Source organism: Catenovulum adriaticum (assembly GCF_026725475.1).
In the GTDB taxonomy this organism is placed as follows: Bacteria; Pseudomonadota; Gammaproteobacteria; order Enterobacterales; family Alteromonadaceae; genus Catenovulum; species Catenovulum adriaticum.
Map to the genome: position 1 here is coordinate 1,968,969 of NZ_CP109965.1, position 15,304 is coordinate 1,984,272.

Annotated in this window: 15 protein-coding genes; 4 read left to right on the top strand and 11 right to left on the bottom strand. The window is 38.2% G+C overall.

Annotation, left to right across the window (positions count from 1 at the left end; genetic code table 11):
* Positions 1–86 precede the first annotated feature (86 nt).
* Both OLW01_RS08605 and OLW01_RS08610 read left to right on the top strand, forming a co-directional pair.
* Positions 87–1,220, top strand: coding sequence for an efflux RND transporter periplasmic adaptor subunit (locus OLW01_RS08605; protein ID WP_268073437.1), 1,134 nt, complete (start codon positions 87–89; stop codon positions 1,218–1,220).
* Positions 1,221–1,229: 9 nt separating this feature from the next.
* A complete protein-coding gene (locus tag OLW01_RS08610; RefSeq protein ID WP_268073438.1) occupies positions 1,230–4,301 on the top strand; it encodes an efflux RND transporter permease subunit in 3,072 nt (1,023 codons plus the stop codon).
* 76 nt (positions 4,302–4,377) lie between these two features.
* Here the strand turns inward: OLW01_RS08610 and OLW01_RS08615 are convergent, their stop codons facing one another.
* Positions 4,378–5,103: an SIMPL domain-containing protein gene (locus OLW01_RS08615; protein ID WP_268073439.1), complete on the bottom strand. Its 726-nt coding sequence runs from the start codon at positions 5,101–5,103 to the stop codon at positions 4,378–4,380.
* A 215-nt stretch (positions 5,104–5,318) separates the two neighbouring features.
* On the opposite strand from OLW01_RS08615, the gene rsmF reads away from it, so the two are divergent.
* On the top strand, positions 5,319–6,761 hold the full coding sequence (gene rsmF, locus OLW01_RS08620) for a 16S rRNA (cytosine(1407)-C(5))-methyltransferase RsmF (RefSeq protein ID WP_268073440.1): 1,443 nt from the start codon (positions 5,319–5,321) through the stop codon (positions 6,759–6,761).
* A gap of 250 nt (positions 6,762–7,011) precedes the next feature.
* On the opposite strand, the gene OLW01_RS08625 is transcribed toward rsmF, so the two are convergent.
* On the bottom strand, positions 7,012–7,506 hold the full coding sequence (locus OLW01_RS08625) for a DUF4442 domain-containing protein (RefSeq protein WP_268073441.1): 495 nt from the start codon (positions 7,504–7,506) through the stop codon (positions 7,012–7,014).
* 163 nt (positions 7,507–7,669) lie between these two features.
* On the opposite strand from OLW01_RS08625, the gene fur reads away from it, so the two are divergent.
* Complete coding sequence (gene fur / locus OLW01_RS08630; RefSeq protein ID WP_268073442.1) at positions 7,670–8,101, top strand: ferric iron uptake transcriptional regulator; 432 nt, start codon at positions 7,670–7,672, stop codon at positions 8,099–8,101.
* A gap of 69 nt (positions 8,102–8,170) precedes the next feature.
* Here fur and OLW01_RS08635 read toward each other — a convergent pair whose 3' ends face one another.
* The 9 genes from OLW01_RS08635 to OLW01_RS08675 all read right to left on the bottom strand — a co-directional run bounded on the left by OLW01_RS08635 (position 8,171) and on the right by OLW01_RS08675 (position 15,302).
* Complete coding sequence (locus OLW01_RS08635) at positions 8,171–8,605, bottom strand: MgtC/SapB family protein (RefSeq protein ID WP_268073443.1); 435 nt, start codon at positions 8,603–8,605, stop codon at positions 8,171–8,173.
* Between the two features lie 81 nt (positions 8,606–8,686).
* On the bottom strand, positions 8,687–9,436 hold the full coding sequence (locus OLW01_RS08640; RefSeq protein WP_268073444.1) for an MlaA family lipoprotein: 750 nt from the start codon (positions 9,434–9,436) through the stop codon (positions 8,687–8,689).
* A gap of 16 nt (positions 9,437–9,452) precedes the next feature.
* Positions 9,453–10,718, bottom strand: a complete 1,266-nt coding sequence (gene ccmI / locus OLW01_RS08645) for a c-type cytochrome biogenesis protein CcmI (protein ID WP_268073445.1) — start codon at positions 10,716–10,718, stop codon at positions 9,453–9,455.
* Positions 10,719–10,720: 2 nt separating this feature from the next.
* Positions 10,721–11,209, bottom strand: a complete 489-nt coding sequence (locus tag OLW01_RS08650) for a cytochrome c-type biogenesis protein (protein ID WP_268073446.1) — start codon at positions 11,207–11,209, stop codon at positions 10,721–10,723.
* Entirely contained in the window at positions 11,209–11,772 is a 564-nt protein-coding gene (locus OLW01_RS08655; protein ID WP_268073447.1) for a DsbE family thiol:disulfide interchange protein, read from the bottom strand. The genes OLW01_RS08650 and OLW01_RS08655 overlap by 1 nt, the downstream gene beginning before the upstream one ends.
* A 2-nt stretch (positions 11,773–11,774) precedes the next feature.
* The gene (locus tag OLW01_RS08660) at positions 11,775–13,736 is read right to left on the bottom strand and encodes a heme lyase CcmF/NrfE family subunit (RefSeq protein WP_268073448.1); all 1,962 of its coding nucleotides are present in this window, start codon (positions 13,734–13,736) and stop codon (positions 11,775–11,777) included.
* Complete coding sequence (gene ccmE, locus OLW01_RS08665) at positions 13,733–14,251, bottom strand: cytochrome c maturation protein CcmE (RefSeq protein WP_268073449.1); 519 nt, start codon at positions 14,249–14,251, stop codon at positions 13,733–13,735. The genes OLW01_RS08660 and ccmE overlap by 4 nt, the downstream gene beginning before the upstream one ends.
* Positions 14,248–14,457, bottom strand: coding sequence for a heme exporter protein CcmD (gene ccmD / locus OLW01_RS08670; RefSeq protein ID WP_268073450.1), 210 nt, complete (start codon positions 14,455–14,457; stop codon positions 14,248–14,250). The genes ccmE and ccmD overlap by 4 nt, the downstream gene beginning before the upstream one ends.
* Before the next feature lie 89 nt (positions 14,458–14,546).
* Positions 14,547–15,302: a heme ABC transporter permease gene (locus tag OLW01_RS08675; protein WP_268073451.1), complete on the bottom strand. Its 756-nt coding sequence runs from the start codon at positions 15,300–15,302 to the stop codon at positions 14,547–14,549.
* Between the last annotated feature and the right edge of the window lie 2 nt (positions 15,303–15,304).

Here is a 15,304-nt window from a genome sequence, read left to right on the forward strand (position 1 = left end):
AAACTTTCATTTGTTCGAGAATTGAACTTTAATGAATCATTCATACTAAAATTAAACACCAAACCTTTTACCCAGGCTACGGAATTATGACATTGACGTTTAAAAACAAAATTTTAAGTTTATCTTGGTTCCAAGTATTAATTGCAATAACCTGCTTAAATGCCTGTCAGCCAACTGAAGCCCCCAAAGAATTAGTTGATAGAAGTATTGCTTGGATGCAAGTGCAACAACACCAACTAACCCAAGTAAGACATATTGCAGGTGAGCTTCAACCCGTTGATTTCGCCCCACTTAGCTTTCAAGTAGCAGGCAAAGTTGAAAAAGTTTGGGTTAAATTAGGCGATAAGGTAAAAGCGGGTGATAAATTAGCACAATTACAGCCAGAAAATTATCAGCTATCGTTACAAGCTGCTCAAGGTAACTTACATAAAGCTCAAGCTAATTATGCTGACAAAAAAGCTGAGTTTGAGCGCTTTAAAAAGCTAAAAGCCGAACAACTGGTTTCGCTTTCTGCATTTGATAACGCCAAGTCTTTATATGAATCAGCTAAAAGTACGGTAGAGGTCGCAACAACAGAGTATAATATCGCTCGTAAAAACTTAAACGATACTCAGCTATTCGCACCTTATGATGGACATATTAGCCAGCGTTTAATAGAACCCTCTCAGCAAATTAATGTCGGTCAAACCGCATTAACTATTGAAGCCAGTAACGGGCTCGAAGTATCCGTATTAGTGCCTGAAACCTTAATTAAAAATATTAAGCCTGGGTTAACTTGCCAAGTAACCAGTCAAGTTATCCCAAACCAAACCTTAAATGCACAAGTTACTGAAATTTCAAACACGGCCCAAGGAGCTAATACCTTTCCAGTGATTTTAAATTTGACCACACAAAATCCAGAGTTAAAAGCGGGCATGTCGGTTGAAGTCGCCTTTAAATTTAATGGCACTGGGCGCTCAGGTTATCAGGGCAATACGGTTAAAATTCCAGTTGCCGCTTTATTGGCTGGTGCAAACCAACAAGCTTTTGTATTTGTGTATCAACAACAAAGCCATACGCTTAAAAAAGTTGCTGTGCAAACCGAAAACATAATAGACAACCAAGTATTGGTATCAAAAGGCATAAAACCTGGGGATATTATTGCAACTGCTGGCGTTTCTTTTTTAAAAGATGGCCAATCGGTTAAGTTACTCGAAAAACAAATTACCATTTTTAATTAAGGCGGCAGAATGAATATTGCGGCTGTATCTTTGCGTTATAAAAAGCCATTATTTTTTATTTTAGCACTGAGTATTTTATATGGCGTATTAAGTTACTTTACACTACCGGCTCGTGAAGATCCTGAAATAACCATTCGCGAAGCAATTGTTTCAACAAGTTATCCAGGCATGGCTTCTGCCCGGGTCGAACGCTTAATTACTAAAAAACTTGAAGAGTCTATTCGGAAAATCCCTGAGGTTGAAAGAATTCGTTCCACTTCTTCAACGGGTTCATCTGTTATTCATGTCGAAATCGCTGATCGCTATTTTAATTTAGATAATATTTGGCAAGACCTTCGCAACAAAGTATCAGCTGCACAATCACAATTACCGTCAGGAACGCAACCTTCAATAGTTAACGATGAATTTGGCGATGTTGCTATTATTACGTTAGCGCTAACGGCTGACGGCTTTTCTTTAGCCGAAATGCATGAAATGGCAAAACACATTCGAGATACTTTGTATGCCGTTAAAGGTACTAAAAAAATAGACTTATTGGGCATTCAGCAAGAACAAATATATTTAGAAATATCCAATACAAAATTAGCGCAACTTGGTATTGCCCCCGCGCAACTAAGCGCTATTTTACAGAGCCAAAATATTATCAGCCCGGGCGGGTCAATTGATACCGGATTAAAAAGTTTTGCAATTGAACCTTCTGGTAATTTTAATTCGGTCCAAGAAATAGGCGAGCTACTCATTACCCTGCCGCAATTGCAGCAACCCATTTTATTAAGAGATTTAGCCAAAATAAAACGCGGCTATATAGATCCACCTAACAAGCTAGCTTATTACAACGGCAAACCCGCGTTAATATTTGCGATCTCCATGTTAAATGGTTACAACGTGCTTGATTTTAGCCCTAAAATGAAAGCTAAATTAAACGAAATTCAGCAAAGTTTGCCCGTCGGTTACCAATTAGAAATTGCAACTTATCAAGCCGACCAAGTAAGTCAAACCGTGTATGGGGTTTCAATTAATGTACTACAAACATTAATTATCGTGTTGCTGGTAGTTATGGTGTTTTTAGGGGTTAGAGTCGGTTTAATTGTTGGCAGTATAGTCCCCTGTGTAATGCTACTAAGCTTAGCCGTTATGAATTTTACCGGCATAAATTTAGAGAGAATGAGCCTAGCTACGCTGATTATTGCACTAGGTTTATTGATCGATAATGGCATTGTCATCGCTGAAGATTTTAAAGCTCGATTAGAGCGCGGAGAAGATAGAGTTTATGCGCTTACCCACGGCCCAAGCTCTTTGGCGGTGCCGCTATTAAGCTCTTCCATTAGTACCATTTTGTTTTTTTTGCCCTTGATGCTAGCGCAGCACGTAGCAGGTGAATATACCCGTTCAATATCGTTAGTGATTTTAATTTCATTAATGACCAGTTGGTTGTTGGCTTTAAGTGTGACTCCCGTACTTTGCTACTTTTTTGTCAATAAACCCGCTGCTAAAAACGAACGACAAACCCAATCTGACGCAAAAAAGCTATATCACAAAATTCAAGATCGTTATCAGCAGATATTAAGCTGGATGCTTAGCCACAAAGCAATTAGCTTGGGCTTTAGTGTGCTGTTATTAATTGTTTCAGTTGCCAGTATGCCATTTTTAAACAAGCAATTTTTCCCAGACTCAGATCGTTTACAGATTTTGGTTGACCTTGAGCTTGCGCCAGACGCATCCAGCCGGGCCACTAACCAAGCCATGCAAGCTGTTTTTAAATGGCTTTCCAATCCAGAACAATTTTCACAAATTGACTCTTACGCGGCTTATGTTGGCTTTGGCGGACCTAGATTTGTGTTATCGTTGAGCCCAGACGATCCGTCTGAAAACAAAGGGTTTATGGTATTAAATATTAATAAAGCTGAACAAATTGAACCTACTATTCGTCAGTTAAGAAATGGCTTTCGTGAGAAATTTCCATATGTTTCTGCCCACGTCAACAAGATGTTTTTAGGGCCGTCTGACTCAGCCGTGATTTCTATTCAGGTAAAAGGGCCTGATGAAAATGTTATTTACCAACAAGCGAAAAAAATTGAAGCCTTATTAGCAAAAACTGATGGCACCATAGACATTCGCAATAACTGGGAAGGCCGAATCAGCAAAATTAAAGTACTAGTCAATCAACAAAAAGCTCGGCGAGCCGGTATTAGTTCAAATGATGTCGCAGCCACTTTGCAAGGCTACTTTAGCGGTGCACAAATATCTCAATACCGTGAAAATGATAATATTATTCCTATTATTTACCGAGCTGAGCTAAATGAGCGTCATAACTTAGACAGATTACGAACAGTAAGTATTTATTCTCCGGCTTCTAATCACTATATTCCTTTATTTCAAATTGCCGATTTTGAACCTTACAATGAATTTTCTAAAATTCAAAAAGAAGATTTATTCAAAACTGTAACGGTAGAAGCTCGACACTTATCGATGACAGCCGAAATATTAAAACAACAAATTGACCCTCAAATTCAAAAGTTAAAACGAAACCTACCACTTAATCACACCATTGAATATGACGGTGTAGTGCAAGAATCAAGCGATGCCCAACAAGCATTAGCGAAAAATATGCCTTTAGTTTTGGCCTTGATTATTATTTTACTAATAGTGCAATTTAACTCATTTAGACGCCCTTTAATTATTATTGCAACCATTCCGCTAGGTTTTATTGGTGCGGTATCGGGGCTTTGGATAATGCAAGCACCGTTTGGGTTTATGGTATCACTGGGGTTATATAGTTTAGCCGGTATTATAATTAATAACGCCATTGTATTAATTGACAAAATTGATATAAATCGTGAATCTGGCATGGGCATGATGGAAGCAATTGAGCAGGCCTGTCATAGCCGGCTAAGGCCTATTTGTATGACAACAATTACTACCGTATTAGGTTTACTACCGTTAATTATAAGCCATGACCCATTATTTTACGGACTGGCTTGTGTATTAGCATTCGGCTTAGCTGTGGGGACTTTATTAACCTTATGCATAGTGCCTTGCTTATACGCGTTGTTTTACAAAAATGAAGCGTCAACAAATTAACATCTCCTGACCAACCTAAATTAAAGTGATAGCCAAGCATTTAACTATCACTTTAATTTAAACCTTAAAAGCTAATTTAATCTAATTTAAAACTAACAGATACACTCGCTTGAATTTCAGCTGTGCCTGGTAAACTATTACTACTTGATGATTTAAAGCTCATTGATTCAGCAACATAATGCTGATAGCCGCCCTGCTCAGATATTTGAATAACAGCACCTAAATCTCGACCTGCTTGTTTAGCTAAAATAGCAGCTTTCACTTTTGCCTGCTCGACCGCTTTTTCCAAAGCCTGCAAATACAGATCATAACGATTTGAAATTAAAGTACTAATCTGACCGACTCGAGTAACGCCCAAGCCTAAAGATTTATCAATTAAAGTATCAAATTTATCCCAATTATTTAATTGTATTTTAAATGTACGACTCACCATAAAGCCATCTTGCTCTCGTTTATGATCTGGTAAAGTTTCATAGTGTGGTTGTATACTCAATTGATAACTTTGCACCTGCTGTTCATTTATCCCTAACTGCAAAATACTATTAATCAAACGCTTACTTTTCGCATCTACAATTTGTTTGGCTTTTGATACACTTAAATTGTGCTCTTCAATATATAAATTAACGGTCAATTTATCTGGTATGGCTGTCACAGCCCCTTTGCCATTAACGTTAATTTGCTCAGAAACCGTTTGAGTATTCGCTAAACTCGGTGTCGCCCAAGCCAAACTTATCAAAGCGGCACTGAAAACCAATTGTTTAACGCGAGTCATTTTATTACGCTTATTTGTTATTTGTCTCATATTACCTCTGTTATTAATAATGTTACTTATCAGTTATTTGACCTAACATCTGCTTCAAAATTCATTTAGCATGTTCAAAATTTGAATTAGCTTGGCTTATAGCGAGTTTATGCCAGAAGATTAGCATGATAATTTAGATTAAATCATCTCAATACTTGCATTGCGTGATAGCTACAGTATATTTCTGCCATACTGAACTTTAAGTGAACAAAACCGTGAGCAAAGCTTTTATACCACAGCATTTTATTGACTTTATTAAACCCCATATTCCACAAAAAATTAGCCTAGATGAGTTTCTTGAGTATTGCTCTAAGCCACTTCGAAAAAGTATTAGAGTTAATACTTTAAAAATTTCAGTCAATGATTTTATTGATAAGATGCAACAACAAGGCTGGCAATTACAACCAATACCTTGGTGTAACACCGGCTTTTGGGTAGAGCGCCCAGCCGAGCAAGAAAATAAAATCGCTTTGGGGAATACATTAGAACATGTTACTGGCCTTTTTTACATTCAAGAGGCCAGCTCTATGCTCCCTCCTGAAGCGCTGGTTTTAAATCAAACAAAATTAGACGCTTGTTTAGATTTAGCCGCTGCGCCTGGCTCTAAAACCACTCAACTGGCGGCATTAATGAATAATTCAGGAGTTATTGTTGCGAATGAATTTTCATCTAGTCGCAGTAAAGGGCTGTTTGCCAATATTCAAAGATGTGCAGTGACTAATACGGCCCTTACCCATATGGATGGGCGGTTATTTAAACATTTAAATGAAACCTTTGACGCCATTTTATTAGACGCGCCTTGTAGTGGTGAAGGCACTATACGTAAAGATCCAGATGCAATGAAAAACTGGAGTGAAAGCAGCGTTCACGAGATTGCGAGAACCCAAACTGATTTAATTGATGCCGCATTTCACGCACTTAAAATTGGCGGTGTCATGATTTATTCCACTTGTACTTTAAACCCATTTGAAAATCAAGGAATCTGCCAAGCACTTTTACAAAAATATCCAGATCAACTTGAGTTTGAGCCTCTTGATCAATTATTTGAAGGTGCAGAGCAAAGTATAACGCCTGACGGCTTTTTACATGTTTGGCCTCAATTGTACGACTCTGAAGGCTTTTTTATTGCTCGCATCAAAAAAACCGGTGCCACTCCAATTGCAGAAAATAACCCATTCCGCCGTTTGGGTAAATTCCCCTACCCTAAAATTAGTCATAAATTAGCGGATACGTTTGCTCAATATTTATCACAGCAATTTGCTTGTGACGCTTTTCCACTGGCACATTGTTATCAGCGCAATCAAGAAGTATGGTATTTTCCACCCGGTTTTGAGCAGCTTATTGGCAAAGTGAAATTTTCACGCGTGGGGGTAAAATTAGCCGAATTAGCCAAACATGGCTTCAAGCTCGATCATAATTTAGCCGTTAATTTTGCGCAGTACTTTAATAAACAGGCGATGAACTTAACACCTGAGCAAGCTGCGCAATACTTAAAAGGCCAAGATATTTGGTTCGAAAACAATGAATTAGATGCGCTAAGTAAAGGTGAAGTATTGGTGCTTGCGAATGGTCAAGCATTAGGGTTTGCAAAACGACTGCCTGATAAACTTAAAAACCTACTGCCACGCGATTTAGTGAGAGATAATGTTCGTTTTTAACGGGATGTGCAATGTATAGCCTAAAAGCATATTTTTAGGCTGCTCGGTATATAACTAAAAAGACTTAACAGCCGCCTTTAGGAACAAATTAATCCAACCAATACTGGGCAGGAATATAAAGCTATTCTACAATTAAATCATCTAGCTAGATTTGGCAGACAGGTTTAGCTAGTTAGCGCAAATAGACTCACCCCTTTGAGTCTAACATTTCGCCCAGATACCTATTATCTGGGCTTTTTTATATGTGCGTTTACAATTCACCTTTATGGACAGTTTTAGGTCGATATTTAGCCTTTAACCTAACATATAAAGTGCGGTTAACTTGAGCCACTAATTGCCCGTGCTTATCTTTAACATGAAATGTAAAAGTTGGATAAATTTTACCACCCGACTCGGTCGCCTTTCGAATTTCATTCAGTCGTTCACTATTTAAAAATGCTTCAGCAACTAAAGTTTCTCGACCGGGGTGAATAAAGTCAACATCAGCTGATTTATCCCAAACATGATATTTTTTTCCTAAGCTGGCCATTAATAACAAACTATATACAGGATCAGTCATGCTAAATATACTTCCGCCATACTGAGTACGATTTGCATTTAAATTAAGCTTCCAGTGTTTTAGCTCCACTCGTGCATAGCTAAAGTCTTTAGCTATCTCGGTAAACCGAATACCACAACATAAAAACGGTGGCCAAATATTTAATGCAAACTTCACAAAATTAGGGTATTTAAATACCTTATCCATAAACAAAAAAACCTTAACGAGCTCTTAATAAAAACTTGTACTGCTGTAAATATACCTAAGCAGTGATTTTATAAAATTAAAGCCATAAACTAGAGTCCTAAACTCGCATCTTAATGCAGTTTAGGTATATAATCTTTGTAAATTTATCGAATAGCAAATAATTATGTCTGAACAAAATACTGAACTGAAAAAAGCAGGGTTAAAAGTTACCCTTCCTAGAATAAAAATTCTTGAGCTATTACAAAATCCAGAACATCAACATATCAGTGCTGAAGATTTATATAAAATACTACTCGATTTAGGTGAAGAGATCGGCTTAGCCACAGTGTATCGTGTTTTGAACCAATTTGATGATGCAGGTATTGTTAACCGCCATCATTTTGAAGGTGGCAAATCTGTATTTGAGTTAAGCCAAAAAAAGCATCACGATCATCTTGTCTGCTTAAAATGCGGCAAAGTAGTAGAGTTTATTGATAATACTATTGAAGAGCGCCAAGAAATGGTTGCCGAAGAGCATGGCATGAAACTCACAAACCACAGCTTACATCTTTATGGTTATTGCAAAGATAGTGAAAAATGTGGGCAAGACGATTAACTTGCATAACAATTTTTCAGGTTAGCTAAATAAATTAACAACAGGTAAACTGTTCAGCCACGGCGCAGTTTACTTGCAAGTTTTATCTTTAATTAACCCTGAAAACTGAAAGATCAAAAACCCAATGATAGATAGCACAATTGCAATTTCATATCGGCTATAAGCCACAGAAACCCCAATAGCGCCTGTGTTCCAAATACCTGCTGCGGTTGCAGTGCCACTACCACCATCTTGTTTTTTAAAGATAGCACCGCCACCAATAAAGCCCATCCCAGTAATAATAGCGTACATTACTCTCGCTTCGGCGTCTGAACCTTGGTAAACGTTCATACCAACTAGCATAAAAGCACAGGAAGCAATCGTCACTAGCGGAAACGTTCTAAGCCCCGCGCCTCTATCGTGCGTTTCTCGGTTTAACGCAATTGGCAGCGACAACAGCAAAGCAATTCCTAATTGAACAAAATGAAACACGATTAAATTAAAATCAATATCAATTGGTGGCATGAAACAACTCTAGCTAAAATACGATAATTAATTATGGTACAAAAAACCTAACAAAGTACAGCCCAAAATCGTATCGCGAACTCATTCTAAACCTTGTAAAAACGCATCAAAGTCTGCTTCTTCTGCTTCTTCTACTTTAGGTCTAGGCGGATCGCCGTCATAAACTTTAAACTGAGTATTTTGAAAATAGGCTTCTTTAACAAAAATATAGGGGTCAAAACTATCCTCTAATAATTGCTCTTGTGGAATCACTTGAATACGAGATTCCAATGCGTCAATTCCAAACCGAAATGCCGATAACCAAATCGTTAAACCATCTAATGGAAAGTAAGCCGAATCAACAACATCCCCAGCTAATTCTCTAGGCACTGACGGCCCGTAAGCCGGCAACATTAAATAAGGCCCGGTAGATACCCCCCATTTACCCAATACTTCATCAAACTCTTCTTCTTCGGGTTTTAATCCAATATAACCAGCTACATCAACTAACCCTAACAAACCAACAGTCGAATTTAATAAAAAACGACCAGCGCTGGTAGCTGCTTCTTTGGGTTTTGCTTGTAGTAAATTATTAATCATTGAAGACGGCGCTTCAAGATTTGACGACATATTCACCAAACCAATACGAACTGGCATTGGCATATATTTTTGATATGCCAATGCAGTGGGTCTTAAAATATGTTTATCCAAAATATCATAGTTAAAATCCCAAACGCTTCGGTTAACTGATTCTAATGGATCATTTAACTCAGTTTGAGGTTCTGATTGTGTGCTGGCGCAACCAGCCAACACCAGCGTGCATAACAAATAACATAAATGTTTGCGCAACATATGGATTTGAGTTCCTTTACAGTTCTATAGTGACGGTATGTATTAAATCATCCAGTGTGAGTTGCGCACTATTAACTTCAACATCATTGTCAGCCAAAGCTACATCTGCGTCTTTTGACAGACGAACCGTTACATAAGCCTGAGATAATGACGATAAATTAAAGTTAGCCATCATTGCGTTTTCGTCAGATAAAGTTAATTGCTTAGGCAATTCACCGCTGATGGGTAATCGTACAACTGCCGCTGGCGGCCCTGATAGCTGTGGCCGAGCAAACACCACTAAATATTTAAATTGAGCTAATTTAGCATGAGTCGACTCAGATACAAGCAAATTGACCTTAATTTTTTTACTGACTCCATCTGTTTCTGTTTGCTTTTGTGATGATGTCGGCGTCTGAGTGGCTAATTTAGGTAACGCGATTCCTAATTCTTGAGCTAAATCCGGCATTGCCTGGGCAATAGCTTGAATTCGGTTGTCTTTTTCATCTAATGTTTGCAATGCACTTCGCCAATAGACTCGCGCAGCGTCTTTTCGATCTAATTGAAAAGCGACATATCCAGCCATTGTTAATGCTTCAGCGTCTTGTGGTGCTTGTTTCAAAATTTGATTATAAGCATCTAGCGCTTTTTCTCGGTATTTATCGTCATTAGTTGAAATAAGCACTTGGGCGTAGCTTAATAAAGTAGAATATTTATTTGGGCTTAATTCAAGTGACCGCTCGTAAGCTTGCATTGAGTTTTCTAAATGTCCTAATGAATAAGCCACCCTGCCTAACAGCAGCCAACCAGTTGCATCGTCAGATTCACTAGCTAGTTTATTACGCAAACCAATATAAAATGACGTTAGTTCATCTTTACTAAAATTTTCGTTTCCTGATAGCAGCTTTTTAGCAAATTCAGAGGTTTGTTGCTCTGCCTGATAAAATTGCTGCATTTGCTCCGGTTTTCCTTGACCAAAATAGATAACACAAACCAACACCAAGGTAATAATAGGCAACAACCAAACATAACCTCGTTTAAATTTAATCGACGAATGCGACTGAATATTAGCGAGCTCGCTAGCCAGTTGAAGCTTTAAATCATCTTTAGCTGCTTCATAACTTTCAGCATCAATATTTCCAGCGTTTAAATCGGCTGTTAACTCGTGTAATTTTTCTTGGTATAAATTGACTTGTAAACTTTGATTTAACTGTAATTGATGTGATTTTCTATACCAAGGTATTAAAATTGAAAAACAAAAAAACAGGGTTAATGAAATGAGTACTAATCCTAAAATAATCAATTTTATGCCTCTTTGTCTTGTTTAGTTGCTTTTGTATTTTTCTGCTCAGCTTGCGCTAATAAAGCTTCGGCTTGGGCCAAATAGTTATCATCAATTTTTGGCCCCGCTTCTTTTTTACGACGTAACATAACCACAATTAGTAATACCAAAATCATGACAGGTATCACCCAAAGCCAAATCGTAACTGAGTTAATAGGCGGATCATAATGCACAAAATTGCCGTATCGGGCGACCATAAAGTCAACCACTTGCTGTTTACTGTTACCTTCTTTTACTAGCTCGTAAGTTTTGTTTTTAAGATCAATTGCGACCATAGCGTTTGAATCTGCAATATTTTGGTTTTGGCACTTTGGACATCTTAATTCTTGAGTTAATTCGTCAAATACTTTTGACTTATTCACATCATCAAACGGATAAGTTTGCTCAAGTGCATAAACAGACTGAGACCAAAAAAACGTCCAGGCTAGCAAGCTAAAAATGAACTTACACATTATTGAACTCGCTCAATTAAGGGTTGAAATTGCTGCTGCCAAACTCGTTCATCAATCGCGCCACGGCGGTGCGCTAAAATTACCCCGTTTTGATCAATTAAAAAACTCTCTGGTGCGCCTGTAACCCCTAAATCAAGTGATAAGTCTCGTTTAACATCATAAATATTAAATTGGAATGGGTTACCTAATTGGGCTAACATTTGCTCAACCTCAGCTTGAGTTTTCGCTAAATTAACATTTCCGAATGCCGCTTCGGCGGCGTTGTCATAATAAACGCCAACAATTCGCACGCCTTGATTACGTAACTGAGTCATAAAAGGCAATTCAACTCGACAAGTAACACACCAAGTGCCCCATACATTCACTAACGTAACCTCACCCAATAGATCTGCTTTGTTATAAATATGAGATTCATCCATTAAATTAGGTAATTCAAATTCAGGAAATTCACGCTCTAAATTGGCATTTTTGATATCAGTTGGATCTGAAAACAACCCTTTGTATAAAAAAACAGCAGTCAGTAAAAACACACTAATTGGAATAAATAAACGCAACTTTTTCATTGTTAACTCCCACTCTCTTTTACTTTTTCTGGGCTAACTTTATCTGAACTGACTTTAGCTGATAAAATACGACGATATCTTGGGTCAGCCAAACAACAAATACCCGCAACCATCATTAAAATACCGCCTAACCAAATCCAACGAACAAAAGGCTTCACATACAAACGGATGCCCCAACTACCATCGTCTAACGATTCACCCAAAGCAACATATAAATCACGCCATAAACCCGCATCAATCCCTGCTTCTGTCATCACATTTGATTGCACTTTATAATAGCGTTTTTCCGCGTGTAAATGCACTTGACTACTGCCTTTTGTCACCTCAAATTCCCCCATGTAAGCAGAGTAATTTGGGCCTTTCACCAAGTCAACTGATTCAAATTTAAACTGATAACCATTAATTTCAGCCACTTCACCTGGCTTCATTCTTAGGTTTTTTTCAACACTTGAAAATTGAGTCACTGAAATCCCAATCACTAGCACAGCAAAGCCTAAATGGCCAAAAACCATGCCCCAGTGCGATAAACTTAGTTTGGTAATAGATTTACTTTTGACCACTTCTAACGCCGTTAAACAGGCCACCCAGCTAGCTAATACAATCCCTGTTAGTGTTAATAAATCATCAATCGCTAAAGCTAAATAAAACGTCAAAGCCAATAAAACGGTTAAAATACCACCTACAAATAGCGTTTTGTGATGGCGCGATAACTTATCTTGCTTCCAACGAATAAAAGGTGCGATACCTAATACTAACGAAAATGGAATAAACCAAATTGAGGCAATCTGATTAAAGAAAGGCGCACCGATAGAAATTGAACCTAAACCGATTTCTTTATGAACCAAAGGTAATAAAGTACCCAAAAGCACAACCACTAAAGCGACTACGAGCAAGACATTATTAATAAACAATAAAACTTCACGCGAAAATAACTTGTACCTATGTGTACTGACAACACTAGAGGCCCGCATTGCATAAAGAGTTAATGCGCCCCCAATAACGATGAGTAAATAAATTAAAATAAATAAACCACGGGTTGGGTCGCTGGCAAAAGCATGCACTGAAACTAAAATCCCCGAGCGGACCAAAAAAGTACCCAACAAGCTTAGTGAAAAGGCTGAAATGGCTAATAAAACCGTCCAGCTTTTAAACGCCCCTCGTTTTTCGGTCACGGCCAAAGAGTGAATGAGTGCAGTGCCAGCAAGCCAAGGCATAAAAGAGGCATTTTCAACCGGGTCCCAAAACCACCAGCCACCCCAACCAAGCTCGTAATAAGCCCACCAACTGCCAAGTGTAATACCTATCGTTAAAAATGCCCATGCGGCTAATGTCCAAGGTCTAGACCAACGAGCCCAAGTAGCATCCAATTTGCCGCTAATTAACGCTGCAACCGCGAAAGCAAAAACAACCGAAAAGCCTACATATCCCATATACAACATAGGCGGATGGATAATAAGCCCAAAATCTTGTAAAAGCGGATTTAAATCCCGGCCATCAACAGGAAAGTTAGGGAAAGTTCGTTCAAATGGATTAGAGGTAAACACTACAAAGGCAATAAAACCAACCGCAATCATGCCCATAACAGCCAGCACTCTGGCAACATCAGCATCGTCTAAACTACGGCTGAATATTGCAACCGCAATCGTCCACAACGATAAAATCCACACCCATAATAATAAAGAACCTTCATGCGCACCCCAAAGTGCCGATAAACGATAATACCAAGGCAGTAGACTATTTGAGTTCATTGCAACATACGTAACTGAAAAGTCGTTTACATAAAATGCCCAAGCTAAACAGCCCATTGCAATGGTTAGCAAAGCAAAATTAGCATAAGTAAAAGGTTTAGCTAACGAGATTAAATCTGCATTATTTTTTTGCGCACCAATTAAGGGGAGTACCGATTGACACACAGCGAAAACAAATGCTATTAGCAGCGTAACATGGCCTATTTCTGGGATCATTCGGTTATTCCTGAGATTGGTTTTGAAGTTTGCTCTGACAACGCAGGGTTTTGCTGTGGTTTTACATGTTTAATGCCTTTCATTGCCTCAGCCAAATCGGGCGGCATATATTCTTCATCATGTTTAGCTAAAACCTCAAAGGCTTCAATTTTGGTAGGTGTTCGTAAATACCCGTTAGCAACAATCCCCTGACCCTCTCGAAATAAATCAGGCAAAATGCCATCATAAACAACCACAATATTTTGTTTGGATTGAGCATCAGCTAATTCAAACTGAACATTTAAATTGTCAGTGCCGCGTTTAACACTTCCTTCAACGACCATGCCGCCAATGCGCAGTCGTTGATCAATTTGAGGTTTAATACCCGTTTCTTTTTTACCGTTTACAATTTCATTTGGGGTGTAAAATAAATCAATATTTTCTTTTAATGCATATAAAACCAAACCAATCGTAATTGATAAACCCAATACTAAAATAAGGCCTGTATATAAACGTTTTTGACGTCTTGCATTCATAGACTCATCTCCGATTGTACTTGATGTTTTCTGGCTGCTTTAATTAGCTCTTGTTGTTTAATCTCATGTTCAACTTGTTTACGTTGCTGTTTTGACCAAATTAGCAGAGCAATCACACAAACCAGTGTGAGTCCGTAAGATAACCACACATAAAATGCGTATCCATTCATCTGTAAAAAATCACAAAAAGATTCAAATGCGCCCATAATCTCAACTTAATTAATTTTAATACTGACGACACTGATAAAAGTGCCACTATAATTTATTCGCTGTCTGTATTCTCAGACAACCTAATCTAAGCTTGCTTATCTTTTTTAGTTTGGTTGACTAAATCTAACACCCATTTGCGGTGGCTTTCATTTCTAAGCACTTCGGTCGAAAATCGATAACAGGTCAGCGCAATAAAAAATAGCATCACCGAAAAAATATTAATTAATAAAGGCCATAACATTTCACCTGCGATAGAAGGCTTATCAAATTTGGTAATACTGGCCCCTTGATGCAAGGTATTCCACCACTCTACGGAGTAATGAATAATAGGTACGTTCACCATACCAATAACAGCTAAAATGCAGGCAGCTTTTGCTCCGTAACGTTTATCATCAAAACTATGAAAAAGCGCAAAAACCCCTAAATATAAAAATAATAAAATGAGTTCAGACGTTAACCTAGCATCCCATACCCACCAAGTCCCCCACATAGGTTTACCCCATAGGGCCCCAGTAAATAAAGCGACCGCTGTAAATACCGCGCCAATAGGCGCCATAGCAATAACACTTAATTCCATTAGTTTAATTTGCCAAACCAATGCACAAAAACCAGCAATGCCCATTGACATATAAATGCCCATAGACCAAATTGCAGCGGGTACGTGGATATACATAATGCGAAATGAATCGCCTTGCTGATAATCAGCAGGCGCAAACACCAACCCCCAAATCGATCCGACAATGAGTCCTATAAGACTGATAGGCATTAAGATACGAAAAATACCTAATGAAACTAAATAGGCTTTTTCAGGCTTTGCATATGGGTGCAACCACTTAAACATAT

What these genes read in the sequence shown, in the direction of transcription:
- OLW01_RS08605 (WP_268073437.1), top strand. Translation starts at nt 87, where the DNA reads ATGACATTGACGTTTAAAAACAAAATTTTAAGTTTATCTTGGTTCCAA.
- OLW01_RS08610 (WP_268073438.1), top strand. Translation starts at nt 1,230, where the DNA reads ATGAATATTGCGGCTGTATCTTTGCGTTATAAAAAGCCATTATTTTTT.
- OLW01_RS08615 (WP_268073439.1), bottom strand. Translation starts at nt 5,103, where the DNA reads ATGAGACAAATAACAAATAAGCGTAATAAAATGACTCGCGTTAAACAA.
- OLW01_RS08625 (WP_268073441.1), bottom strand. Translation starts at nt 7,506, where the DNA reads ATGGATAAGGTATTTAAATACCCTAATTTTGTGAAGTTTGCATTAAAT.
- fur (WP_268073442.1), top strand. Translation starts at nt 7,670, where the DNA reads ATGTCTGAACAAAATACTGAACTGAAAAAAGCAGGGTTAAAAGTTACC.
- OLW01_RS08635 (WP_268073443.1), bottom strand. Translation starts at nt 8,605, where the DNA reads ATGCCACCAATTGATATTGATTTTAATTTAATCGTGTTTCATTTTGTT.
- OLW01_RS08640 (WP_268073444.1), bottom strand. Translation starts at nt 9,436, where the DNA reads ATGTTGCGCAAACATTTATGTTATTTGTTATGCACGCTGGTGTTGGCT.
- OLW01_RS08650 (WP_268073446.1), bottom strand. Translation starts at nt 11,209, where the DNA reads ATGTGTAAGTTCATTTTTAGCTTGCTAGCCTGGACGTTTTTTTGGTCT.
- OLW01_RS08655 (WP_268073447.1), bottom strand. Translation starts at nt 11,772, where the DNA reads ATGAAAAAGTTGCGTTTATTTATTCCAATTAGTGTGTTTTTACTGACT.
- OLW01_RS08660 (WP_268073448.1), bottom strand. Translation starts at nt 13,736, where the DNA reads ATGATCCCAGAAATAGGCCATGTTACGCTGCTAATAGCATTTGTTTTC.
- ccmE (WP_268073449.1), bottom strand. Translation starts at nt 14,251, where the DNA reads ATGAATGCAAGACGTCAAAAACGTTTATATACAGGCCTTATTTTAGTA.
- ccmD (WP_268073450.1), bottom strand. Translation starts at nt 14,457, where the DNA reads ATGGGCGCATTTGAATCTTTTTGTGATTTTTTACAGATGAATGGATAC.
- OLW01_RS08675 (WP_268073451.1), bottom strand. Translation starts at nt 15,302, where the DNA reads ATGTTTAAGTGGTTGCACCCATATGCAAAGCCTGAAAAAGCCTATTTA.